The 23,969-nt window shown below is 42.1% G+C and carries 24 protein-coding genes and 2 pseudogenes; 14 read left to right on the top strand and 12 right to left on the bottom strand.

Annotated elements, in window-relative coordinates; genetic code table 11:
• Window positions 1-79: 79 nt before the first annotated feature.
• Both ACE1AQ_RS13455 and ACE1AQ_RS13450 read right to left on the bottom strand, forming a co-directional pair.
• Window positions 80-625, bottom strand: a pseudogene (locus tag ACE1AQ_RS13455) (transposase family protein); the annotation flags it as partial.
• Between the two features lie 370 nt (window positions 626-995).
• Window positions 996-1,229 carry a hypothetical protein gene (locus tag ACE1AQ_RS13450; RefSeq protein ID WP_374808573.1) on the bottom strand — a complete coding sequence of 78 codons (234 nt, stop codon included), beginning with the start codon at window positions 1,227-1,229 and terminating at the stop codon, window positions 996-998.
• Between the two features lie 274 nt (window positions 1,230-1,503).
• On the opposite strand from ACE1AQ_RS13450, the gene ACE1AQ_RS13445 reads away from it, so the two are divergent.
• On the top strand, window positions 1,504-2,496 hold the full coding sequence (locus ACE1AQ_RS13445; RefSeq protein WP_110544434.1) for an acyltransferase family protein: 993 nt from the start codon (window positions 1,504-1,506) through the stop codon (window positions 2,494-2,496).
• A 273-nt stretch (window positions 2,497-2,769) separates the two neighbouring features.
• Here ACE1AQ_RS13445 and ACE1AQ_RS13440 read toward each other — a convergent pair whose 3' ends face one another.
• On the bottom strand, window positions 2,770-3,204 hold the full coding sequence (locus tag ACE1AQ_RS13440) for a hypothetical protein (RefSeq protein WP_039900490.1): 435 nt from the start codon (window positions 3,202-3,204) through the stop codon (window positions 2,770-2,772).
• A 357-nt stretch (window positions 3,205-3,561) separates the two neighbouring features.
• Between ACE1AQ_RS13440 and ACE1AQ_RS13435 the strand changes: the two genes are divergently transcribed.
• On the top strand, window positions 3,562-3,906 hold the full coding sequence (locus ACE1AQ_RS13435; protein ID WP_002756080.1) for a hypothetical protein: 345 nt from the start codon (window positions 3,562-3,564) through the stop codon (window positions 3,904-3,906).
• A 292-nt stretch (window positions 3,907-4,198) separates the two neighbouring features.
• Here the strand turns inward: ACE1AQ_RS13435 and ACE1AQ_RS13430 are convergent.
• From ACE1AQ_RS13430 to ACE1AQ_RS13410, 5 genes and pseudogenes are all read right to left on the bottom strand, one after another.
• A pseudogene (locus ACE1AQ_RS13430) lies at window positions 4,199-4,629 on the bottom strand (Uma2 family endonuclease); the annotation flags it as partial.
• A gap of 107 nt (window positions 4,630-4,736) precedes the next feature.
• Window positions 4,737-6,413 carry a bifunctional 3,4-dihydroxy-2-butanone-4-phosphate synthase/GTP cyclohydrolase II gene (ribBA, locus tag ACE1AQ_RS13425; RefSeq protein ID WP_008205506.1) on the bottom strand — a complete coding sequence of 559 codons (1,677 nt, stop codon included), beginning with the start codon at window positions 6,411-6,413 and terminating at the stop codon, window positions 4,737-4,739.
• A 137-nt stretch (window positions 6,414-6,550) separates the two neighbouring features.
• Complete coding sequence (locus tag ACE1AQ_RS13420) at window positions 6,551-7,429, bottom strand: phycobilisome rod-core linker polypeptide (RefSeq protein ID WP_374808570.1); 879 nt, start codon at window positions 7,427-7,429, stop codon at window positions 6,551-6,553.
• Window positions 7,430-7,606: 177 nt separating this feature from the next.
• Window positions 7,607-8,095 (bottom strand): phycocyanin subunit alpha, encoded by a 489-nt coding sequence (gene cpcA / locus ACE1AQ_RS13415; RefSeq protein WP_008205508.1) that lies wholly within the window; start codon window positions 8,093-8,095, stop codon window positions 7,607-7,609.
• Window positions 8,096-8,161: 66 nt separating this feature from the next.
• Window positions 8,162-8,680 carry a phycocyanin subunit beta gene (locus ACE1AQ_RS13410; protein ID WP_008205509.1) on the bottom strand — a complete coding sequence of 173 codons (519 nt, stop codon included), beginning with the start codon at window positions 8,678-8,680 and terminating at the stop codon, window positions 8,162-8,164.
• A gap of 890 nt (window positions 8,681-9,570) precedes the next feature.
• Here ACE1AQ_RS13410 and ACE1AQ_RS13405 point away from each other — a divergent pair.
• The 11 genes from ACE1AQ_RS13405 (at window position 9,571) to psb34 (ending at window position 21,096) form a co-directional block, all read left to right on the top strand.
• Complete coding sequence (locus ACE1AQ_RS13405; RefSeq protein ID WP_008205510.1) at window positions 9,571-10,794, top strand: M20 family metallopeptidase; 1,224 nt, start codon at window positions 9,571-9,573, stop codon at window positions 10,792-10,794.
• A gap of 79 nt (window positions 10,795-10,873) precedes the next feature.
• Window positions 10,874-11,761, top strand: a complete 888-nt coding sequence (argB, locus tag ACE1AQ_RS13400) for an acetylglutamate kinase (protein WP_008205511.1) — start codon at window positions 10,874-10,876, stop codon at window positions 11,759-11,761.
• A gap of 164 nt (window positions 11,762-11,925) precedes the next feature.
• Window positions 11,926-12,147 carry a DUF4327 family protein gene (locus ACE1AQ_RS13395; RefSeq protein ID WP_002759020.1) on the top strand — a complete coding sequence of 74 codons (222 nt, stop codon included), beginning with the start codon at window positions 11,926-11,928 and terminating at the stop codon, window positions 12,145-12,147.
• A 43-nt stretch (window positions 12,148-12,190) separates the two neighbouring features.
• Window positions 12,191-13,411: an efflux RND transporter periplasmic adaptor subunit gene (locus tag ACE1AQ_RS13390; RefSeq protein WP_106908989.1), complete on the top strand. Its 1,221-nt coding sequence runs from the start codon at window positions 12,191-12,193 to the stop codon at window positions 13,409-13,411.
• A gap of 555 nt (window positions 13,412-13,966) precedes the next feature.
• The gene (locus ACE1AQ_RS13385) at window positions 13,967-14,476 is read left to right on the top strand and encodes a hypothetical protein (protein ID WP_002796683.1); all 510 of its coding nucleotides are present in this window, start codon (window positions 13,967-13,969) and stop codon (window positions 14,474-14,476) included.
• A gap of 71 nt (window positions 14,477-14,547) precedes the next feature.
• A complete protein-coding gene (locus tag ACE1AQ_RS13380) occupies window positions 14,548-15,327 on the top strand; it encodes a photosystem II S4 domain protein (RefSeq protein WP_008205514.1) in 780 nt (259 codons plus the stop codon).
• Window positions 15,328-15,370: 43 nt separating this feature from the next.
• A complete protein-coding gene (locus ACE1AQ_RS13375) occupies window positions 15,371-17,419 on the top strand; it encodes a DNA phosphorothioation-associated putative methyltransferase (RefSeq protein WP_106908990.1) in 2,049 nt (682 codons plus the stop codon).
• 34 nt (window positions 17,420-17,453) lie between these two features.
• Window positions 17,454-18,080, top strand: a complete 627-nt coding sequence (locus tag ACE1AQ_RS13370) for a Uma2 family endonuclease (RefSeq protein WP_008205518.1) — start codon at window positions 17,454-17,456, stop codon at window positions 18,078-18,080.
• A 16-nt stretch (window positions 18,081-18,096) separates the two neighbouring features.
• Window positions 18,097-19,410, top strand: a complete 1,314-nt coding sequence (locus ACE1AQ_RS13365; protein ID WP_110544432.1) for a dolichyl-phosphate-mannose--protein mannosyltransferase — start codon at window positions 18,097-18,099, stop codon at window positions 19,408-19,410.
• Window positions 19,411-19,471: 61 nt separating this feature from the next.
• Window positions 19,472-20,482 carry a tryptophan--tRNA ligase gene (gene trpS, locus ACE1AQ_RS13360; protein ID WP_043997738.1) on the top strand — a complete coding sequence of 337 codons (1,011 nt, stop codon included), beginning with the start codon at window positions 19,472-19,474 and terminating at the stop codon, window positions 20,480-20,482.
• A 434-nt stretch (window positions 20,483-20,916) separates the two neighbouring features.
• Window positions 20,917-21,096, top strand: coding sequence for a photosystem II assembly protein Psb34 (gene psb34 / locus ACE1AQ_RS13355; protein WP_002732326.1), 180 nt, complete (start codon window positions 20,917-20,919; stop codon window positions 21,094-21,096).
• Between the two features lie 74 nt (window positions 21,097-21,170).
• Here the strand turns inward: psb34 and ACE1AQ_RS13350 are convergent, their stop codons facing one another.
• The gene (locus ACE1AQ_RS13350; protein ID WP_008205523.1) at window positions 21,171-21,953 is read right to left on the bottom strand and encodes a tetratricopeptide repeat protein; all 783 of its coding nucleotides are present in this window, start codon (window positions 21,951-21,953) and stop codon (window positions 21,171-21,173) included.
• A gap of 62 nt (window positions 21,954-22,015) precedes the next feature.
• Here ACE1AQ_RS13350 and psbP point away from each other — a divergent pair, with 62 nt between their 5' ends.
• Entirely contained in the window at window positions 22,016-22,564 is a 549-nt protein-coding gene (gene psbP, locus ACE1AQ_RS13345) for a photosystem II reaction center PsbP (protein ID WP_008205525.1), read from the top strand.
• 206 nt (window positions 22,565-22,770) lie between these two features.
• Here psbP and ACE1AQ_RS13340 read toward each other — a convergent pair whose 3' ends face one another.
• The 3 genes from ACE1AQ_RS13340 to ACE1AQ_RS13330 all read right to left on the bottom strand — a co-directional run.
• Complete coding sequence (locus tag ACE1AQ_RS13340) at window positions 22,771-23,025, bottom strand: hypothetical protein (RefSeq protein WP_374808566.1); 255 nt, start codon at window positions 23,023-23,025, stop codon at window positions 22,771-22,773.
• Window positions 23,022-23,369 carry a DUF4347 domain-containing protein gene (locus tag ACE1AQ_RS13335; protein WP_110546067.1) on the bottom strand — a complete coding sequence of 116 codons (348 nt, stop codon included), beginning with the start codon at window positions 23,367-23,369 and terminating at the stop codon, window positions 23,022-23,024. Before ACE1AQ_RS13335 ends, ACE1AQ_RS13340 begins: the two co-directional genes overlap by 4 nt.
• A 156-nt stretch (window positions 23,370-23,525) precedes the next feature.
• On the bottom strand, window positions 23,526-23,969 hold a 444-nt coding region (locus tag ACE1AQ_RS13330), incomplete at its 5' end, for a DUF4351 domain-containing protein (protein WP_374808564.1).

Genomic DNA, 23,969 nt, shown 5'->3' with positions numbered 1-23,969 from the left:
GATGGATAGCAGTCCTTCTGTCGGATTCTTTGAGGTTTCATAAATCTTTCTAAATTCTTCCTTTAACTCGTGCATCTTTTTCAAATTCCGTTACGTCATTTCTTCGACTAACATTTAAAATATCTTCTTCTTTTAATTGTTCGAGTATATTTTCGGCTAGTCTTTTCGTATAGGTTCGTTTACTGGCGACAAAATCTAACTCTTCGCTAAAGGGTTTTCGACAATTATTGCACTTAAATTGACGACGATTAACTTGTAGGTACACTGGTTGTCCTGAGATTGGTAAATCTTTAGACCTCTTGCATAAATCCGAAAACAAACGATAGAAACAATAATGGGAGGGACTTTCAGTTAATTATTTATTAGTAGTTGATAATCTTCAAAAATGTTCCTGTACAAGGATCGACTTAAGACTTTTGCAAGAGGTCTTTTGACTAAATGTCGATGATTTTGGTGTAGTTTATCGCTCTCTAACCCACAATGAGAACAGGACGTTCGGCGAGCTCAGTCGAGCCGTTGCTTTTTGATTTTTCGATTCGACTGGTCAAACTATACCGATATTTTCTAGGTGTCGATAGCCTTGAATAGAGGTTGCTTCTAGATTCAAAAATTTGTCAAGTATCATAAGTAAAATACTCTGGTTTTTGGCTATTATATTAAATTTTAACTCAATTGTATATCTTTTGGTATTAACCAGTTTGTGCCTCAAGTCTTTTCCTGTATTAATTTCAGCTATTTTTGAGCGTAGTTACTTTTATCGAATTTTATTTTAAGTTAATTATTTGCATAACAATTACCGAAGAGCCCCTATTTTTTCATAATTAGGGTTCTCAAGACCCCCCTAGCGGCCACCGAGAAAACCTTCACCAGCTAAGTATTTTTACTTAAGTCTCTGGAGGGGGACAGCTTATGTCTGGACTTCACCCATACATAAATACTATAAAATTAACAAAACCCTTACTGCATGGAGCTTCTAAGAAAAAATTGAAAAGAGACTACTGGGTACATTTTTTACTTGAAAATGGACGTTCGGCGATGCTCAGACGTTCGGCGATGCTCAGTCGAGCCGTCGGGCCGCTGTACCGTTGACTGTAGCTGGAGTAGAGCGATTCCGTAGAGTTGGCTGTATAGTGATCGCTAACCTGATCTTGACAGATAGTGTCATTAATCTCTAGAGTAAGGGATTCCCTCTGTAGCCATGTTTTTGCTGGTTTTCTGCCCCGAAACAAGCTATAATGGTCTAAAGGTCAAATTTGAAAATTTTTGCCTCAAACCCTATCTGGGTAAGAACTTCAGGATTTTGTGTCCAGTAGTTCTTTAGTATTGCATTGCTTTAACTCAGGCTCTGTAAGACTTTTAGCCATAGCTAGTATGTTTATACGGGGTAAGTCGAGATATACTGTCTAATGAAGAATCCCAATTGCTGCCATATATCTTAGCTTCACTCAAGGCACAGTAGAATAAAAACAATCCACAATTCTGTCTTCAAATCGATATCATGCCATGGCACGAAACTATACAATTGACTATATTCGATTAATCTACGCCTTCGGCGTAATCCTGATTCACCTAGAACCATCCTCATTAAATGCAGAAAAGATGACAGCATACTTCGGGATAGGTGCCGTACCCTTTTTTCTGCTCACATCTCTTTACCTATTTCAGTCAAAAGCTGCTAGATTCGATAAAATTAATGTCTGGCGTATTTTAATTCCATATTTCTCTTGGAGCGCTATCTACCTTATATCTCGCACTGTGAAATCCCTGGCAACTCAGACGAGATTAGATTATGATTGGTTCGCAATTATATTCCTTGGAGGAGCAGCGGTTCAGCTTTATTTTCTCCCTCTACTTTTGTGTTTTTTAATAGTAGCGTCAGCAATTTACACTTTGTTTGTAGATCGAGATTGCAAAATTTCAGCTAAGTTTCTAGCTATTTTTTCTATTATATCATTAATTGTTGCTAGTAATTTTTTTAGAGGAACTAGTTATTTAGGTTTTAGTAATGACTTTTTTTCAAGGGCTTTATACTACACTTTTATTTCTCAGTCCGTACTGACTTTGCTACCGCATTTTATGCAAATGAGAAACAAGGTATTTGTTTTTAGTGTTATAAGTGCTTTTGCCTTAATTTTCTTGGGTGTTGAAAAGAAAGGGGTTTCTTCCCTTGCAGTCTCTAGCCTCCTTCTTCCAGTAGCTATTTTGATAGCTTGTTTAATGCGGCCAACTTACAAAGTATCTAAGATTACGAATAGTATTTTAAGTACAACTTATGGAATTTATATCTGTCATCATTTATTTATTGAGATTATTGAGTTCGCTTTTAATAAATTATCTTTAAATTACTCGCCATACTCAATATCTTCAAAATTGATAATTGCTTTTGCTGTCATTATTCTTTCGATTCTTTTTGTTTTATTGATTCGCAGATGGGCAATTTTGGCATTTTTACTTCTTGGTGAAGCAAAGTCAAATAAAACTGGGCAGTCTACCTAACAAATCTAGGTATATTACTATTAGATAAATTGTGAGGATTGGGTTGAGGAGGCTCTTGGTTAGGCGGATAATTATAAATATTTTGCTTGTCAATATTGATATTGCCTTGAGCATAATTGACTATTTTTTGATCCATATTGGTAACATAATGCTGTGAAAAAAATGTTTAATCATACAATATTAACACATCAAAAGGGGAAGGGCGAACGCAGTTCGCCCCTACAATGGCATTTTTTTCGGTTCCGTCGGGGTGCATTGCACGCACCCAAGACATTACATGGTGATATTTTGTTCATTAATATTAATGTCCCTTTGAGAAAAATTAACAATTTTTTCAATGGTTTTGATATAGATTTTTTGTCCAGAGGATTGAGATTGCAAACCCTTAGCAATATTGTTAAGAATATCCTTTAAATTAGGTAAAGGTTCGGCTTCTACAATGTCAACCAACTCGGTTATAATTTGGCTTAATTCGGGACTGGTTTTAGCAACAGATTCAACCTCCAGAATTGCCTGTCCATAATCTAAAGGTTGTTCGGGTGCTTTTTCAATTGCGGTGACAGTATCTGGAGAAACTTGTTTCAGGGAAGTGAGAAATTTTTCTGTTTGTTGCCAAACTTTCTCTCCCACTTTTTCACCAGTTTTCTCTAACGCTTTAGTGGCAATAATCGAACCAACTGCGATCGCTGCTCCTGTAAGAGGGTCGATAGATAAAATCGGGGTGATGAGGGTTGAGTTTATTATATTATTGGGTTTTGATTTTTTCCCACAATATAGGGATTTTAGAGATTGCTTCAGTGGTAAATTCCTGTACTGCTAAAGTAAACTTGTGGTTAAGGGAGCATTCATGATTCAGTCCTCATTTTAGCTTTCATAATTTTATTCTGCCCTATTTTTCTTAATCAATCACAGTCCATGACACAATCACAGCAATCACAGTCAAGACGGCATGGGAGAGGAAAGATCCGTGTTATTGTAAAAATGGGGATAGATGGGGGGTTTGGTCTTGCAAAATCGGCAAATAGGGATAAAATCAAAACAAGTTAATTTTTTTCCTACCATATCATGTTAACCCCATCGGATAGTAAATTATCTAAGCAGCAGCAGATTCTCTCGGCTGTTTCCGAAGAGGAACAGCTTAAACAGCAACGGATTCAGGAAGTGCTATTGTTAATAGATAGTTTATTCCAAAGAGAGGAAACGACTTTTAGAATTATCATCGACTGTCTTTACGATGTGGGTTCGTTAAATTTAATTAATAAAAAGTTTCATAGTCGTTACTTAAATTTTATTATGAAAGCGATCGCTCGTTTTTCTAAGCCTATATTCAGAATTTATGCTCTCTATTGGGTGAAGAAAAATAGCCCGAAATTAATTACTAATTGGTTGGCTAGTAAGGTTAAATTCTAGTCAAGTAAGTTAAGTGGTTCTAATTAAATTGAAGATTGATCCCCCCTTGATAAGCCTATCCATTAGTCACATCTTTCTTAACATAAAATTTGACAAAAAGAGAAAAGTGTGCATGATGGCTCAAGGGGTTTCTATGGGGGACTAATTTGATGAGATAGTTTCCAAGTCTGGCTGATATCATGTCACCTTCGGAGTCCCAACCAAATAGTTTTAACACCGGGTTCACCGTCGAAGCCTGAGAGGAGCCAAAGGGTCGCCTTTTCTGCCTAAAAACCCCCAAGAGAAGCAATCATTGCAGTTCTAAACTTTCATGATCAAACCAGAAATAGTTAGGAGTCCGAAAAGTATTTTGGTAGAGAATTTTCTTTTTATTCCGGTCAATATTGGCCGTAGAATCGGAAAGAATCTCCACGATCACATTGGGATATTTACCCTGTTCTCCCCAAACCACCCAACTTTTGCGGGGACGTTTTATCTGTATCTAAGAGGACAAAAAAATCAGGACTACAAAAAAAAATCACGTTTTTTTAGTTGTTCTTCGTGATAGTAGATGGTAAGATTGCCCGAAGTATAGTAATTACTTCTTTCTTGCCATAACCTTTCTAAACAACCGATCAGAATTGTAATTTGTTGCAGATGTAGATCACTTTCCCAAGGCGGTTCATCACTCCATAAATCGGTGGGGGGACAGGTAACTTCCGGTAAAATGTCGAGAGTTGTCATAGTTTTTCCCCGTTACACTAGCTTTATTTAATTATAACTGTTAAGCTGTTAAATATTTAAATTGCTTGTTGAGATGAGGCAAGAGGCAAAACTACGGTCATAAAAAACTAATTTTTGGCTGACTCACGAGTAAAACTGTAGATAATTTGGGTAGCTAATTGTGGTAATTGTGATAAATCTTCATCGGACATTTTTTGACGAGCGAGTTTCATTTGTAATCCTGTCATCGAATCGCCTCCGTCGGAAATTAAAAATTCTAGGCGTTCAATTTCCGACCAATCTTTAATGTCATTTAATATCTTTTCAATAACCAGAAGGTAGGGATGGGAAGGATTTTTATACCAATTACTGCTGACCCCCTGACGAATATCTAAACCTAAATGTACGATCAAAGGGGCGCGATCAAAAAGAGCATTGGCTACCGGTCGGGTTTCTTCTTGGAGAGATAATTGATTAGCGCGACTTAACTGCCGTAATTTCTCTAATTGATGATATCTTTGGGAAATCGACGGCGGATTTTCCCCCCAACTAAGAGCGATGGTAACTAGATAGGTTTGTAAGAATAGATGTCCTAACTTTTCCGCTTTTGTGGCCAGATAATTGGAATTATAATCATTAGCCTCGATCAGCAAAGGTACTCGCTCGACTATTTCCAAACCATAGCCTTTTAATCCGGCAATTTTACGGGGATTATTGGTAATTAAACGAATATTTCTCACCCCCAAATCGTTGAGCATTTGCGCTCCCATGCCGTAATCGCGCAAATCGGCGGGAAATCCTAATCTTTCGTTGGCTTCCACCGTATCTAGTCCCATATCCTGTAAAGAATAGGCTTTTAGCTTATTAATTAAGCCAATTCCCCGTCCTTCCTGTCGCAGGTAAACCACCACCCCCAACCCGTTGTTTTCGATCATTTTTAGGGCAGCTTGTAACTGTTGCCGACAATCGCAACGCAAGGATCCCAAAGCATCCCCGGTCAGACATTCTGAGTGCATTCGTACCATTACAGGTTGATCACCAAAGAGAGCGGGATCCCCTTTCACAATAGCGATATGTTCGGTTTGATCTAATAAATTTCGGTAAGCATAAAGCTGAAAAGTGCCGAATTGACTAGGAAAATCACAGACCGTTTCCCGATGGACAAAGCGATCATATTTTAAGCGATAACTGATCAGATCGGCAATGCTGATTAACTTTAAATTATGTTGACGAGCGTATTCAAATAGTTGCGGTAAACGGGCCATGGAACCATCGGGATTTTGGATCTCACAGATAACTCCCGCTGGATACAACCCGGCTAATCGAGCTAGATCCACGGCTGCCTCCGTATGACCGGCGCGTTTTAAGACTCCACCGGCTTTAGCACGAATCGGGAAGACATGACCGGGACGGGTGAGATCGTCGGGACGAGTGACCGGATTAATAGCAACTTGCACGGTTTTCGCCCGATCTTCTGCCGAAATGCCAGTTTTAACCCCTAAATGGGGAGCGGCATCGATGCTAACGGTAAAAGCGGTTTGATTGCTATCGGTGTTTTTTGTCACCATCAAAGGCAATTCGAGAGCATCAAGACGCTCTCCTGTCATTGCCAGACAGATTAAACCGCGAGCTTGCACTGCCATGAAGTTAATCATATCGGGGGTGGCAAATTGGGCCGCACAGATTAGATCTCCTTCATTTTCGCGATTCTCATCATCAACTACGACAATGGCACGTCCGGCTTTGATTTCCGCTAAGGCAGTATCGATAGAGTCAAAAGCGATCGAAGTGACAGTCACAGGCATTAAAACGAGGGAATTACTCTTATTCTACAGGTTTGCTCGATCTGCTGAGGGTCAATTTCTGCCAGTTCCCTAGAAAGAAGTCTCCCGGTGAACCTGACGGCTGCCCGGGAGACTTTTAGCTATCTTAAGCTAGAAAATTAGTTCAAACTAGCGGGGGTGATGCTGGCAACTTTGCCACCGAGACGGTTGATCTGTTGCAGGGTGTTATTTAACTGTTCAAAGGGGACGATAACCGCTTTGCTACTGCGACGGACACTGGGATAACCCGGTTTGCTAATAGCGGCAATTTCCACGCGATAGAGCTTACCCACATCACCATAGGCCACACTACCACCAAGAGCTTTACTCGGGGTGTTGCGTTGACCGGAGGGACGATAGGCCCAACCATCGCTGCCACCGGAGGGACCGACCACTGCCGAAGCACCGTTTTGAGCTAATTCCACCGCTAAACGGGAGGTTTTGCCGGCAATCTGAGAGCGATCGCTGTTGGCATAACCGCGATAGAGTTGGAACATCCGGGTAAATCCCACGGTTTTTTGACCGGGTTGGGTGGCGAAACCGCGATAGTAGGGAACGATGCTATCGCCGAAGTTTTCGGTATATTCGGCGGAATCGATATAGGAGTCGATATCGGCCTCGAATCCTTGGTTTTCGTAAAGATCGAGGTGATAGATCACTTCCGACTCATCGTAGGGAGCGCGACCTAAAAGATGTTTGATATTAAGTTCGATGACCCGGGTTTGGAAGTTACCGTAGAAGAATTTGTTCTTATACAGTTCCGATTTGGCCACGGCGCGGACGAATTCCCGCACGGTGATCGAACCGTTGCAGAGTAAGGATTCGGCACTGGTAAGGCGCTCGGAACGCATGATATAGTCATTGCCTAGCACCTGACGATAGACAGCGCGAATAACTGCCTGTGCGTCATCACGGGACCAATCGGGACGTAATTCCACGGGAGCAACCTCGCTAAAAGCGGTTGTCCCTAAACGAGAAGCTGAGGTAGTAATTGCCACTAAAGTTCTCCTACAAAAAAATGATCGTTTTCTAACCCCTCAAAACTAGGTGAGGATCAGTTCGATTACCTGGCCGTCTTGACGATGGATATAACAAGGTCTGGAAGAACAGGTGATTGCTAACCCTTTTGCTAACAACCTCCTGTCTTTCCAGACCAGCAGTTTTTTCGACTCGGACTAGCTGAGAGCGTTGATCGCGTAGTCGATATAGGAGTTGGCTTCTACCGCGGGGTCGCCACTTAAACCATGGTTGGCTTTGATGTATTTGAGAGCTTCGATGTACCAGCTAGGAGACAGGTCGAAGGTGCGGTTGATTTCGTCGATACCAGCGATAAGGTACTCGTCCATCGGACCGGTTCCACCAGCAACTAAGCAGTAGGTCACCATGCGGAGGTAGTAACCGATGTCACGAGCGCATTTGTCTTTACCGCGTTGGTCTGCAGCAAAGTTAGCACCTTGCATTTGGGTGGTGTAGGGGTACTTGTTGTACACAGCTTGAGCAGCACCGGAGATCAAAGAACTAGCTTTTTCGGTTAAAGCTTTAGCGGCGGTGAGGCTGGCAGAAGCTTGACGAAAACGACCGAAAGCAACTTGGATTTCGGTGCTGCTTAAGAAACGGCCTTGAGAATCAGCGGCTGCTACGGCTTCGGTAAGGGGGGTTTTCATTGTTTGGTATCTCCCAATAATCTTGCAATAAGTTTCCTACGGTTTAATTAAGACTAGCCCCAAGGACTAGGCGACAGCAGCGGCGGCGCGGTCGAAGTAGCTGGCAATTTCAGACATTAAAGCACTGCAATCGCCGAGGGTGACACCGTTGCGATCGTTAGCAATGGATAAAGCAGCTTCTTTCATTTTGCTTACGCCAGCAGCTACGGAAGCTCCTGGTACTCCTAAAGCTACATAGGTTTCGCGAAGACCATTTAAGCAACGATCATCGAGAACACTGCCGTCCCCAGCGAAGGTAGCGTAGGTGACATAGCGCAAGATGATTTCCATGTCGCGTAAGCAAGCGGCCATACGACGGCTGGTGTAGGCATTACCACCGGGGGTGATCAGTTGCGGCTGTTCAGCGAACAGGCTACGAGCGGCGTTGGCAACGATGGTGGAAGCGTTACTGGTGATCCGGTTAACAGAGTCCATGCGTTTGTTGCTGTCGGCAACCATGGCGCTCAGAGCGTCTAGTTGGGAAGAGCTTAAATATTCGCCGCGAGCATCAGCTTGGGATACTACCCGGGTGAATGCGTCAAACATTGTGACAATCTCCTAAATTTAAATGGGATTTGGTTGCAATTAAAAGGTTTTCCCTCTTAAGGGATTTCACGGTCAGCCTGGACTAGCCTTGACCGCGATTGTTGCGATTTACTTCAAGAAACCTGAAAAAACTTCATGGCTCTCTCATAAATCACCTAAGGAGGTTAAACAAGTATCCAGCTTAACTTTTGTCTGTTATCTTGGCCCCTCAAATTAAATTTATACACTGCTGTCGAAACTTTGTTTGTTACATCTTATTAAGTTTTTTGCTGTCTTTTTGTAACAGTCACTTAACAATGACTCGATCGAGTTGGTCATCGATTCCTGACATTGCTCAAAGCCTCTCACCGTCGAGAAATCAGAGACAGCAAGGCTTTAAGGGTATAAAGGCCAGCAAGATAAAAAATTTAAGTTTTTTTTAATATTTCCCCGCTTTCCCTTCCCCTATTACCCAAGGATCGCCCTTTCCAGCCCTGAAATACGATGAAGTTTTGTAAAGAAGGGTGTGGGAAGTGGGGAAGTGGGGAGGTGGGGAGGTGGGGAAGTGGGAATTATGAATTATGAATTATGAAGTGGGGAAGTGGGGAAGTGGGGAGGTGGGGAAGTGGGGAAGTGGGAATTATGAATTATGAATTATGAATTATGAAGTGGGGAGGTGGGGAAGTGGGGAAGTGGGGAGGTGGGGAAGTGGGAATTATGAATTATGAATTATGAAGTGGGGAGGTGGGGAAGTGGGGAAGTGGGGGAATTTCAACTAAAACCCTAAAACCCTAAAACCCTAAAACCCTAACACTCTAACACCCTATTTCCTGCCTCCTGACTCCTGCCTCCTGTGTCTCCTGAAGTTAAACTAGAAACCAGTGATCAAAAAATCTAGCCGTCCGAACCCGATGATTTCCTCCATTCCCGTTCCTAATAGCTTAAATGGCGCTGAAATTCGCCTTGCTATTCGTTGCCTGCAGCCGCAATTAGTCCACTGGCGCCGACAAATACACCAAAAACCAGAACTAGGCTTTCAAGAACATCTCACCGCCTCCTTAATCAGTCAAACCCTGACTAAATACGGAATTGACCATCAAACCGGCATCGCCGGCACCGGAATTGTCGCCATTATCGAAGGCAGTCAACCGGGGCCAGTTTTAGCCCTGCGGGCAGATATGGATGCACTACCGATCGCCGAAGAAAACCAAGTCCCCTATCGTTCCCAACATCCGGGCCAAATGCACGCCTGTGGTCACGATGGTCACACAGCCATCGCCCTCGGCACAGCAGTTTACCTAGCACAAAACCGTCACGATGTCAAGGGGACTGTAAAAATTATTTTCCAACCCGCCGAAGAGGGGCCGGGGGGGGCGAAACCGATGATCGAAGCGGGAGTGCTGAAAAATCCCGACGTGGAGGGAATTATCGGGTTGCATCTCTGGAATAATCTGCCATTAGGGACAGTGGGCGTGAAAAATGGGCCTTTAATGGCGGCGGTGGAATGTTTCGATCTCCAGATTCAAGGCCGGGGCGGCCACGGGGCAATTCCCCATCAAACCGTCGATTCAATACTGGTGGCGGCCCAAATCGTCAACGCCTTGCAAACCATCGTCGCCCGCAATCTTAACCCCCTCGATGCCGCCGTGGTGACTGTGGGTAAATTAGCGGCGGGAACCGCTAGAAACGTGATCGCCGATAGTGCTAATCTCAGTGGGACAGTGCGCTATTTCAATCCCCAGTTAGGGGGCTATTTCCGACAACGGATGCAAGAAATTATCGCGGGCATCTGTCAAAGTCAGGGGGCTAGTTATCAATTCGATTACTGGCAATTGTATCCCCCGGTAATCAATCATGATCAGATGGCGGAATTAGTACGCTCAATCGCCGCACAAGTGGTGGAAACCCCGGCCGGAATCGTTCCCGAGTGTCAAACCCTGGGAGGGGAAGATATGTCCTTCTTTTTACAAGAAGTACCGGGCTGTTATTTCTTCTTGGGGTCCGCCAATCCCGAATTAGGATTAGCCTATCCCCACCATCATCCTCGCTTTGATTTCGATGAATCGGTGTTGGGCATGGGAGTGGAGATTTTTGTCCGTTGCGTCGAAAAATTCGGCAATTCTAAGACTTTCTAGCAATCGGTTCAAGGTGAACAGTTTTTGTCAAACCCGAAACCGCTAAACTGATCACTGAATCAGACAGGTAAAAAAACCCATGAACAATAATACCCACGAAAACGATGCCCAACGGGTGAAAATCCTCAGCGAAGCCCTACCCTATATACAAGAATTTCGCGGTCGCACCGTAGTGGTTAAATACGGTGGCGCGGCCATGAATAACAGCGCTATCAAAGACACGGTCATGCGAGATATCGTTTTTCTCTCCTGTGTGGGGGTTCGTCCCGTTATTGTCCACGGCGGCGGTCCGGAAATCAACAGTTGGCTGGATAAATTAGGCATTGAACCCCAATTTAAAGACGGTTTACGCGTCACCGATGCCGACACCATGGATGTGGTAGAAATGGTGCTGGTGGGGCGCGTCAATAAAGAAATTGTTGCCCTGATCAATCAAGCCGGCGGTAAAGCGGTAGGATTATGCGGTAAGGATGGTAATCTGATCACTGCCCGTCCCGTGGGTAAAGAGGGCATTGGTTTTGTGGGAGAAGTGAGCAGTGTCGATACTAGCCTCGTCGAATCCTTGGTCAATAGTGGCTATATTCCCGTGATTTCCAGTGTGGCCGCCGATGAAACTGGCCAAGCTCATAATATCAATGCCGATACGGTAGCCGGAGAAATAGCGGCGGCTTTAGGGGCAGCTAAACTAATTTTGATGACCGATACAGCTGGAATTTTAGAGAATTACAAAGACCCTTCCACCTTATTGGCTAAATTGGATATCCAACAGGCCCGGGAGTTGATTCAAAAAGGCATCGTTGCCGGCGGGATGATTCCCAAAGTTGGCTGCTGTGTGCGATCGCTGGCCCAGGGAGTTCAGGCCGCTCATATTATCGATGGTCGTCTTCCCCACGCCCTTTTACTGGAAATTTTCACCGATCTAGGCATCGGTTCCATGATTGTGGCCTCCGGTTATACTAATCTATAGTAGTAATTACCGTACTTTTGCTCAAAAAGACTTGCCTAAAACCAGAGATATGGTGTACAAGTAAGTTAATAAATGCGCTTCTCACTCCTTTGTAATGGCAAAAGTCTTAGAAGTTAGTTTAGTCGGGAAGCGCAAAATCTGAAGTTTTCATAGCAATTGAATTTATGACCAAACAAGCTGTAGCTCACCCGATGGTGAAGTTTCAACGCAAGGTTAGCAAGTGGATAGATGCAAAAGTAGTCAAACCTAGCGATAGTATCTGGAAACTGGCTCTCTTATACGGAGATGAGTGGGGATACTGGAAGCAAGAGTTGCTCGATTTCGGTTTCTCCATGCAAGACCCTCTCAGCGAAGTGGTAGCGGTAGAAGCTTGGGACGAAGAATAGGCGACCATCGACTCAAAAGCGGCTTTCTACTAGGACTATCGCCATGGGATCGAATCCGATTATCCTTTCCGCTCTGGTTATTTTATCCTTCAGTGCCAGTTGTTCTCCCCGGACCGAAACCCAAGCACCGCCACCAACGGCCCGTACTACTACCGTCAACGTCACCACGGCTACACCAGCAACCATCGAACGCAATCTCGACTACACGGGAACCACCCGACCTTTAAAAGTCGTTTCTTTGCGATCGCAAGCCACTGGTCAGTTACTCAATCTCCTTGTCGATGTGGGAGATGAGGTGCAATTAGGACAAATCCTCGCCCGTGTTGATGATCGTCTCCTCGCCACCGTTGTCCGGCAAGAAAAAGCCGCCCTGTCGGCCCTAGAAGCGGAATTAGCCCGGGCGAGAATTGAAGTCAGTAACGCTGAAATTGAAGTGGAGCGCCTACAACTACAATACCAACAGGCCAAAAATGATGCTGATCGCCTGCAAAAATTAGCCCTAGAAGGGGCGATTCCCCTGCAACAGGGCGAAACAGCCCAAACTACAGCTGCAGTGGCTTTAAAAGCCGTTAATAGCGCGCGATCAAGAATTAAAGTCGAGGAGCAGGTAGTGGCCGCAATTATCGGCAGAATTGCCGCCCAAAAATCGGTCATCGCTCAGGAACAACAACGTCAGGCCTACGCTATTCTTAAATCACCGGCGACGGGGATAGTTATCGAAAAACTGAAAGAGCTGGGGGATTTAGTCAGTATCGGCGATGAAGTCCTCAAAATTGGCGATTTTCAACAGGTCAAGGTGGTAGTATTATTATCAGAATTGGATTTAAAAACGATTAATTTAGGACAAACGGTTAATGTCAGCCTTGATGCTTTCGGTGAGAGAAAATTTTCCGGTCGCATCACCAGGATTTTTCCCCTCAGCCAAGGCACGGCCCGGCGGATTCCCGTGGAGATTACTCTACCCAATGGAGATGGTTTAATCAAAGGGGGATTATTGGCCCGGGTACGGTTTAATAATAATTCTGCCCCTCAGGTGATTGTTCCGGAAACGGCAATTGTCGGTCAAGGGGAGTCCGCGGCAATTTTCGTCCTTTCCGAGTCTAACTCGCAAGTAGAAAAACGGCCTGTTCGTCTCGGTCAAGCGCTTGACGGTCAAGTAGAAATTATCACTGGACTCGAACCGGGGGAGCGTTTCGTGGTCAATAGTAGTAAACCTTTGCAAAATGGGGAAAAAGTCCGCGTCAGTATCCTAAGTAATTCTTGAGCAAACCATTGGAGATACCTTTGAAGAGGTTCAGGAAAATATTAAAGAAGCGATGGAACTTTACCTTGAAGTTTTGCAAGAACGCAGGGAAACCATTCCAGAACCCACAACTAAAGTCGGATTGGTGGGAGTGGCTGCAGGAGGGTTCTTGCCCACTACCGAAAAAAGGGCGACCCAATCAGCTACGATTGACAGGGCAATCGCACGGGTTTTCTTGCTCTTTTTCTTATCTATTCCTTAGGACTAGCTATCATTGCCGGAACTCTAACCTATTTTTTAGTTTTTCCGTCAGGAGTGAACCAGGATAACATTAAAATCATGACACAAGTGAGTCAAGCTTGACAGTATGATATCAATGGTAATAATCTGGAGAAACTTCTTGTTAATAATGATAATTAGACCATCTCCCTTGATCTTTATGGTCAATTATTGCCAGAAATAAGCCAAATAAAATAATTTTTTCCCATCCCCTTGCATATTTTCTCGAGCGAGGGGCTTTTCGGTCCCCAAAATCCTTACAATAGGAGATGAAGATAGCCTGAAAAGTTGGAGAATATGAATTATCTCATTGCCGTGTTAGCTGATCGCATAGAAGCAGAAGAAGCTGCCGTTGCCCTCGAAAAAGCGGGAATTCCCCAATCTCAAGTGACCATTCTCGGTCGAGGCTATAAAAGTGCCGATGAGTTCGGTTTGATCGATCCCTTCCAACAGGCCAAAAAACGGGCTACTCTCATGGCTTTTTGGCTAATTCCCTTCGGTTTTGCCGGGGGCTACCTTTTTAACCTGATTACGGGATTGCATACCTTTGATTGGGCCGGAGAACCGGGCAATCATATCGTCGGCGGCATTGCTGGGGCGATTGGGGGGGCGATGGGCAGTATTTTCGTCGGTGGTGGCGTGGGTTTATCGTCCGGCAGTGGCGATGCACTTCCCTATCGCAATCGTCTCGGTGCGGGAAAATATATTATTGTCGTGCAGGGTTCGGAAAACCTGAAAAATCAAGCGACTCTTATCCTCCGCCAATTTAACCCCGAAAATCTGCAAGGATACGCCCTAGAACAGTGAACGGTTATTAGGAATAGGTTATCGGTCATCTGATTTTTTCCTAAGAATTTTTGATTAATTACCAGAAAACAATGTTACCAAGAGAAGAATTACTAAAGGGTGTTGAAAACCGCGAGGACATAGCGAAAGTTATTGATAAAGCCGAACAAGCGATTAAGACTTGGGAAGTGACGGTGACAGACTTTCTTTCTCCTGCGGTTTTGGCGGAAGTAGAACGAGTTTTTCAGCGTTTAACTGATGTATCAATGCAAAAATGGGGCGGTTATCCCCAAGCGGAAAGACAGCGCCTCGGTATTGCTAGAGTTGATTTACCTTTGGCAGTAACAGATATTCCCCTATCTGCCCTTGATATTGCCGGTAATTTTCTGTTTGATACCGCTAACCACCGGGATTTTTTAGGGGCGATGTTGGGGACGGGGATTGTTCGGGAAAAAGTCGGCGATATAATCGTTTTAGGTGAGCGAGGAGCGCAGGCAATTGTAGTGCCTGAATTGGCAGATTTTTTATCTGCTAATTTACTACAAGTGCGTTCGGTTCCCGTGAAAACTAGCCCGATTCCTTTGACGGAATTAAAAGTTAGACCACCGCAAAAAAAAGAAATTAATACTGTGGAAGCTTCCTTACGTTTGGATGCGATCGCATCGGCGGGTTTTGGCATTTCTCGCAGTAAAATGGCCGAAGCAATTAGCGCCGGGGATGTGCGAGTTAACTGGAAAGATATCAGTCAATCTAGTTATAACGTTAAAACCGGTGATTTGATTTCTTTTCGGGGAAAAGGTCGTTTAGAAGTGGGTGAGGTGACTGTGACAAAAAAAGAGCGCTATCGGGTTCATTTAACTAGATTTATTTAGTTTTTTCTGTCTCTAGAATTTGTTATTAGACAGATTAATTGCCATGGCTGAGAATTTCGCCTTAATCGTGCAACTGTGTCAAGTTAGTCCCATCGGTAAACTATTACCGGGGGCGCTTTATGTTCATCAAGAAGCATTACAGCAACTGGATCCTATCCTTCAGGATTACGAACAACAAGCAAGAATTAATCAGCATTTATCTGAGGCAACAATAATTAAATTTAGCACCGATAAACCGAAAATATCCTATCTTTTTTATCCCGATTTTGATCGGGAACCTCACCCAGTTTTAACTAAAAGTTTAGTGGTAGATATGGGGACATTAATCTTAAGTGAATGGAATTATCAAAATGCTGATAATCCGCCCATTTTACACCGAAAAGAAACTTTTGTTACTAGGGACTATCCTCTTTATGAAGAATTCGAGCATCTTACAAAAATCGAGAGTGCTTTAGGACTTTTAAATAGTTCTTATCCCATCGGTACTAAACAGGAATGGCAACGGCTTTTAAGAAAGCATCACCTTGATTTTGCAGGAGATTATTTAGTTTGTAATCTAGAGGGACAAAGGGAAAAATCGATAATAATTGATCGCCACAAAGCCGCTCTTGTTCGCAAAACCCTTTCTCGTCCAGCAAGATTAGCATTAGCGGCGGGATTATTTCTTCCTGAAACCACTTTTTTTGATTACGGTTGTGGTTATGGAGGTGATATAGAACGCATAGCTGAACAGGGTTATCAAAGTGAAGGTTGGGATCCGTATTATCGTCCCGATAGTCCTTTAATTGAATCTGATATTGTTAATTTAGGCTATGTAATTAATGTTATTGAATCCGCGGAAGAACGACAGGAAGCTTTATTAAAAGCTTGGCAATTAACCCGTCAAGTTTTAATCGTTTCGGCACAGATTTTAATTGATGATAGCGAACGGGGTCTAATGGCTTATGAAGATGGAATTATAACCCGTCGAAATACCTTTCAAAAATACTATCAACAGGAAGAACTAAAACAGTATATTGATAATACTTTGGGGGTTGATTCTATTCCGATAACTTTGGGAGTTTATCTAGTTTTTCGAGAGGAAGAGAAAGCGGAAGCTTTTCGTTTATCCAGATGTCGTTCCCGCACTACCACTCCTAAAATTAAAACCCATCTCAAACGCTTTGAAGATTACGAAGATTTATTAACTCCCCTAATGGAATTTTACACCCAGCAGGGACGTTTACCCGTTGCAGGAGAATTATTGCAAGAGGAGGAAATTAAGGCAGAATTTGGCACTTTTAGACGCGCTTTTCAAGTGATTCTACAAGTAACAGAAGCGGAAGAATGGGAGATAATTGCCGACAAAAGACGCGCCGATCTTTTACTTTATTTAGCTTTAAGTCAATTTAGCCACTGTCCGAAAGTACGGGAATTATCCCCCGCTACCCGTGCCGATTTTAAAGCTTTATTTGGCAGTTATCGCAATGCTTGCGCTTTAGCAGAAGAAGTGTTAATAAGTGCGGGAAATCTGCCAGCGATCGCTCGTGCTTGTGAAAATAGTTCCCTAGGCAAACTTTCCCGTTATTCCCTAACTATTCATATTAGCATTCTGGAAAAATTACCGATGTTATTACGCTTATATGAAGGTTGTGCTAGTCAAACTATCGGACGGTTAGAAAATGCTAACGTTGTTCGTTTATCTTTTCGTCAACCCAAAATTTCCTATCTCTATTACCCCAATTTTGATACAGAAATTCATCCGATTTTAGCTACTAGCATGGATGTATATTTAGGTTCGGCTGATTTTAGTTTTCGCGATTACCGGGATAGTCCTAATCCGCCAATTCTACACGAAAAAGAGCTTTTAGTAATGGCGGATTATCCTAACTATGATAAATTGGTTCGCTTAACTCAATTAGAAAAGGATTGGGGATTGTTAGAAGATAGAAAAGCGATCGAACGTTTACAGGGTTGGCAAAAATGTTTAGAGGAGAATTGTGCTACAATCAAAGGCTATCAGATCCTGTGGCGAAAAGATGCTGATCCCTATAAAGTGAGGATTTTACGCGCTAAAATTAACGCCAGAAGAAATCAAAATAAGTCTTCCTGAGTAATTAAGTAAAATAGACGAGGTAATTAATTGTATGATGACTACGATTCGGTTACAAGGATTAGAAGATTTCGAGTTAAAAGCTAATGATCCTGAACAAAGAATGTTAATTTCTGGGGTTAATTGGCAACAGTACGAAACCCTCTTAAAACATTTAGAAGATAGTTCCAGTTATCGCATTACTTACTTAGATGGAATGGTAGAAATTATGGCTCCTAGTCGTCGTCACGAAGTTAGCAAAGAAGATATTGGTAGATTAGTAGAAGCTTATTTAGAATATGCTGAAATTGATTTCTGGGGATTAGGTTCCACCACTTTGCGAAAACAGGAAAAAGAAGCGGGAAAAGAACCTGACAAATGTTTTTGTTTATTTACAGAAAAAGAGTTTCCTGATTTGGCGATCGAAATAATCTTAACCAGTGGCAGCCTGAAAGTTTTAGAAGTTTATAAAAGATTGGGAACTCAAGAGGTTTGGTTTTGGCAAGATAATCAGTTAAAAATCTATTCTTTGCAAGAGAATGGCGAATATATTTTAATCCCTAAAAGTGCTTTATTACCAGATTTAAATTTAGAATTATTAGCCGAATATGTTAACCATCCTAATCCCCGTTTGGCTGTCAAAGAATTTCGCTTGCGTTTAACAGAAAATTCCCAGTTATAATAACTATTATTTTTCCATGAATTCTCAAGTAAAATTTAACCTATCTATCCTAGGGATATTTTTATTTTCTCTGGCGATAAGATTTTGGAATCTCAGTCAATTTAATACACTTGTTTTCGATGAAGTTTATTATGCTAAATACGGCAATGAATATCTAATCGGTAAAGAATTTTTCCAGTCTCATCCACCGTTAAGTCAATATTTAATTGCTATTAGTATCTGGATTGGTTCCCATTTTCCTGCCGATCCTGAAACCATTAATAATTTAACAGGTTCCCTGCGCTCAACTTTTAGTTATCGCTGGTTAAATGCTTTGACTGGTTCTTTTATTCCCCTAATTATTGGGGGAATTGCTTATCAATTAACCCAGAGAAAAACTGTATTTTTAATCACAACTTTCCTCGCTAGTTTAGAAGGATTATTTCTGGTGGAATCCCGCTATGCTCTCAACAATATTTACTTAATTTTATTCGGTTTGTATGGACAATTATTTTTTTTATTAGCACTCCAGAAAAATCAGAAACTCAATTGGCTATTATTATCAGGAGTTTCTTTCGGTTTAGCGGCAAATATTAAATGGAATGGCTTAGGATTTTTACTGGGAATATTTATTTTTATCGGTATTGCTTGGTTAATAAAATTATTTAATCAAGAGCAGTCAAAAGATCATCTTTGGACAAAGGCAACTAACCTGAGATTAGAGGACATTTTTATCGCTTTAATTGTCTTTCCCCTAGTTACCTATAGTTTACTGTGGATACCGCATCTTCTCGTCAACCATCAATATAATTTTTGGCAAGTACATCAGGAAATTTGGTCATTTCATCAGAGAATAAAAGGTAATCAATCTGATGTTCATCCCTATTGTTCTCCCTGGTATAGTTGGTTAGTAATGGGGCGACCAGTGGCTTATTATTTTGAGAGATTAGGTGATAAAATTTATGATGTTCACGCTATGGGAAATCCGTTTTTGTGGTGGTTTTCTACGGGAGCGATTCTAGTGGTTTTTAGTCGATTATTTAACCGAAAAGAGCGGGTAATTTCCGCCTATCTTATCTGTAACTATATTGCCAATCTGCTGCCCTGGTTAAAAATTAGTCGCTGTACCTTTCTCTATCATTATATGGCTGCCTATAGCTTCACTTTGATTGCTCTAGCTTGGCTCTTAGCCGATGGGTTAGAAAGTTCCAGTCCTATTTATAAAAATGGCTCGCGCTCGCTGATAATTTTGATAATTTTTGCTTTTATCCATTGGCTACCAATTTATTTAGGCATTCCCCTGTCAGTGCGGGATTATTATCTGAGAATGATTTTTCCCAATTGGATTTAGGATGAAATTAGCCGCAAAAACTGATACAATAAAATCATGATAAAAAGCGATCGCAGGAGTTATGGGTAAACAAAGAATCTTATCTGGTGTGCAACCAACTGGCAATTTACATTTAGGCAATTATCTCGGTGCGATCCGCAATTGGGTGGAGGGACAAAAAGACTACGATAATTTCTTTTGTGTGGTCGATTTACACGCGATCACCGTTCCCCATAATCCCGCCACTCTTGCGGAGGATACTTTAGCAATTGCCGCTCTATATTTAGCCTGCGGAATTGATTTAGAATATGCGACTATCTTTGTCCAATCCCACGTTAAAGCTCATACAGAATTAACTTGGTTATTGAATTGTATCACCCCTTTAAATTGGTTAACCGATATGATTCAATTTAAAGAAAAAGCGATTAAACAGGGGGAAAATGTTGGCACAGGTTTACTCGATTATCCCGTGCTAATGGCCGCCGATATCTTACTCTACGATGCCGATAAAGTACCCGTGGGAGAAGATCAAAAACAACATTTAGAATTAACCCGCGATATAGCCGTTAGAATTAATCATCTTTTTGGACAACCGAAACAACCAATTTTAAAACTTCCTGATCCGATGATCCGCAAGGAAGGAGCGCGGGTGATGAGTTTAACCGATGGCCGGAATAAAATGTCTAAATCCGATCCTTCCGAGATGAGTCGGATTAATATTCTCGATAGTCCCGATGTCATTGCCAAGAAAATTAAACGCTGTAAAACCGATCTAGTTAAGGGTTTAACTTTCGATGATCCGGAACGGCCCGAATGCCATAATTTATTAACTCTCTATAGCATTTTATCGGGAAAAAGTCAAGAGGTGGTCGCATCAGAATGTGCCGATTTAGGTTGGGGACAATTTAAACCGATGTTAACAGAAGTTACCATAGAATCTCTGAAACCTATTCAGGAAAAATACGCTCAAATTAGAGAGGATAAAGATTATTTAGCCACGGTTTTGCGGCAAGGTCGTCTCAAAGCAGAAGCGGTGGCCAATCAAACTCTCGATCGAGTCAAAAATGCTATGGGTTATTTACCACCATTTTAGGGAAAATAAAACCAGAGATGTCTGGGGCGAATTTCTGCTAGGCTGTCCAGAGAAACTCGCTCTAATAACATTCATCGCCAGAGGGTCGCGAAATTCCGCAGTAATTTTCCCTAAAAATTGTTTTTTTATCTGTTTAGCTTGATTGGTTTTAGCTACTGCTTGCTGTAATTCTTGGCTATACTATGCTAGATGTTGGGACAATTCAATTATAGTTTTTTCTAGTTGTGATTAGCCTTTTTTAAGTTGTTTTCGCAGTTTCAATCCTTGAAACTGCGATCGCCAATAAAAGTAGCAGAGTCCGGCAGTTACCCCCAGACTAAGAATTGTTATCCCCGTGAGAATTTCCCACATCCCCGACTCGGTTACTAATATGTTGTACTATTGTAATAAGAGGATTTTTTTCCTGAAAAATTGACATATTTGAGGTTTTGATTATGCCTTATACAAACGAAGAAGGTGGACGCTTAAATAATTTCGCCGCCGAACCGAAAGTTTATCAAGCGGATCCCCCGACTAAATCGCAACAACGTAATTATCTTTTCTGGGGTGTTGCTGCGATCACACTTGTGGGTGGACTGTTAGCCGTCGCTTTTTACGCATCCCAAGCTGGCTAAAATTTAGTCCCTCGTAGTTGCGATTTAGCCCTTTTTACTCCTCTTTAGTGCTAAAATCACAACTACTCCCTGTTTTAGGGCTTTTGAGCCTGAATTAATGCCACTGCTGATTGAGACTTAGCCGCAGTCCCCTGTTTACCCTGAGATAACGCTAGACGAGCTGCCGCCTCTAAATCAGCGATCGCTTTTTCCCTGTTTCCCAATTTATAATGGGTTAAACCCCGATTGTGGTACGCTTCGGCAAAATTAGCATTGATTTTCAGACTCTCATCATAGTCCCTTAAAGCCATTTCCTGCTGTCCGGCTCGGTTATAGGCTAGAGCGCGATTATAGAAAATGCGATCCTGTCCTCTGGTTCCCTGTAAACTCAAAGCTTTTGTGTAATCCTCGATCGCTTCTGCGTGTCTTCCCAAGTCATCCTTGGCATTACCGCGATAAATAAAGAAATCAGCAAAATTTCCGTTTAAAGTAATCGCTTTTGTGCAATCTTCCACCGCTGCCTCGTATTTTTTCGTCAGATAATAGGCATAACAACGATTACCGAGAGCATTAACATAATTGGGGTTGATTGTCAAGGTCTGGGTATAATCTGCGATCGCTCGCTCGTACTGGCCGAGAACTAATTCCGCATAGCCGCGATTATAGTAAGCATCGGCATCCTTCGGTTCTAATTGTAGAGCTTGAGTAAAATCTGCGATCGCCCCTGAGTAATCCCCTGCGCTTAAACGATCCACCCCCCGATTATAAAATTCTACAGCCTTGACGGGGTTAGCGGTAGTTTGAGAGCTTAGGGGAGAGATAGTCAGTAAAAAAGTCGCTATAGCTATAATAATTGTCAATTTTTTCTTAATTTTCATAATCCGTTCACCTAAACAATTCAAGGTAAAATTAAACAGCCCTACTTACAGGTCAAAATATCATGATTAAATCTCTTTTGGCGACTTTCCTCCTAATCACCACCCTCCTCTTCACCGCTTGTGCAACTCCCATCGCTGGACTGCAAGGATACACCAGTGGCAGCCAAGGCTATCAATTTTTATATCCTAAGGGTTGGACGCAGGTGGATGTGAAAAAAGTTGCAGGAGTAGATGTGGTTTTTCATGATCTGATCGAAACGAGTGAAAATTTAAGCGTTATTATCAACCCCGTCCCCGACAATAAAACCTTAACAGATTTAGGGACACCCTCGGAAGTTGGCTATCGTCTCCTAAAAAATAACAGTCTTAACCCCAATCTTGATAAGGAAGTAGAATTAATTCGCTCAGAATCTCATCAAATCGACGGCCAAGATTATTATATCCTCGAATATCAAGTTAAATTAGCCAACGGCCAAGAACGTCATAATCTGGCCAGCGTCACGGTTAATAATAATAAACTCTATTCTTTTAATCTTTCCACTTCCCAAAAACGTTGGACGCAAATTCAAGAACTCTTTGAAACTATCGTTGATTCTTTCTCGGTTAGTTAGGGAAACTGGCAACAGGCAATAGTAAAACGTAGGGTGCGTTAGACGGCAAAAATTCCTGTTTTGACTTAAAGGTAACAATCCGTCGTAACGCACCACCTATCATCAACTAGGTAGCCGGTTTACAATTAAAGATAACAGACAAAGAACCAGAAGCCTGTCCCACTATCTAACAATTATCTAACAATTAATTGAGATTACTTACTGAGTCAGTAATCAGTGGGGAAGTGGTAACTGATAACTGATAACTGGTAACTGATAACTGAATAGAGTTTGTCAGCAAAACGTTTTTTTGTCTTTGCTGAAGCGGTAATACGTTTCAGTTCTTTTTCTAGAGATTCGGGAATTTTTGTCCAATCAATTAATTGGTGAACTTCGGGAAAAAAGAAGTATAAAAACGCTTCAAAATACTCGGTTAATGCTTCTTTCCAGGGTTCATCATAATTGGCGGTTGTTGGGTTCATTTGAGTTGTTTGCTTACTCGTAGGCTGTGAAGCGCGATAGCGTAACGCACCGATTTAATAATAGAGGTGGTGGTGGTAATCTGGGGATTTTGTGGTAAAAAAGCGGATATTTGTTCGATTCCGTCTTGATTGGGAGAGAGAATAACGGTGGCGACTTCTGGAATTACCCCAGCTTGGAGACTTTGATAATCGGTAACACCAGCATTGAGGAAAACTACGGTAGCGGTTAAACGCTGATTTCTCGCACTATTCACCTGATTAGCTTGACTCAAGCCATCAGATTGAGCAAAATCGAACAAAGCATCGTCAACAGCAGGAAAGCTCGGCAAAAGGGTAGAAGTCATGACATTAACCGCAAAGGATGACTGCGGCTATTTTATGCAAAGAATCCCGAATTTTTCAAGATCCCTGTAACAGAAATTAATATTTATACAAGAAAACGGGTTTCTCAAAGAAACCCGTTTTCTCATTTGTTGCAAAGATGCGATCGCTAACATAAACTAAGCAGTTAAAGTATTTAACCAATTGATTAAATCTTCAACCGTAGAGAAATCGAATAAAGCTTCTCCTAATACTTCGACATCATCAATACTTAACAGCATAATTTTAGTTTCCAATGAAGGATTAATCTCCCCTAACTTTCGTTTAATTTGACGAAGAATCAATGTCTTTTCCCGTTCAATACCTTGTTCAATACCCCGTTCGATACCTTGTTCAATACCTTGTTCAATACCTTGACGCATCCAACTGGTGGTAATTTGCATAACTCCCTCCTGTACGGGTTGACTAAATGTGCTAATCTCTTCTTGAAATTGTCTCTCTTCCACTGGATTTAGATTGAGATAAGTATCAATAAATCCAGAAATTAATTGCATTTTCGCAGGATTTAACCTTAAAGTGATTAACAAGCGCAGACATTCCGCTTTTACCTTGGCTCGCTCTTT

It is taken from the genome of Microcystis sp. BLCC-F209 (genome assembly GCF_041928595.1).
In the GTDB taxonomy this organism is placed as follows: Bacteria; Cyanobacteriota; Cyanobacteriia; order Cyanobacteriales; family Microcystaceae; genus Microcystis.
Note: the sequence above shows the minus strand (reverse complement) of the source record. Positions and strands in the feature narration are given on the sequence as shown.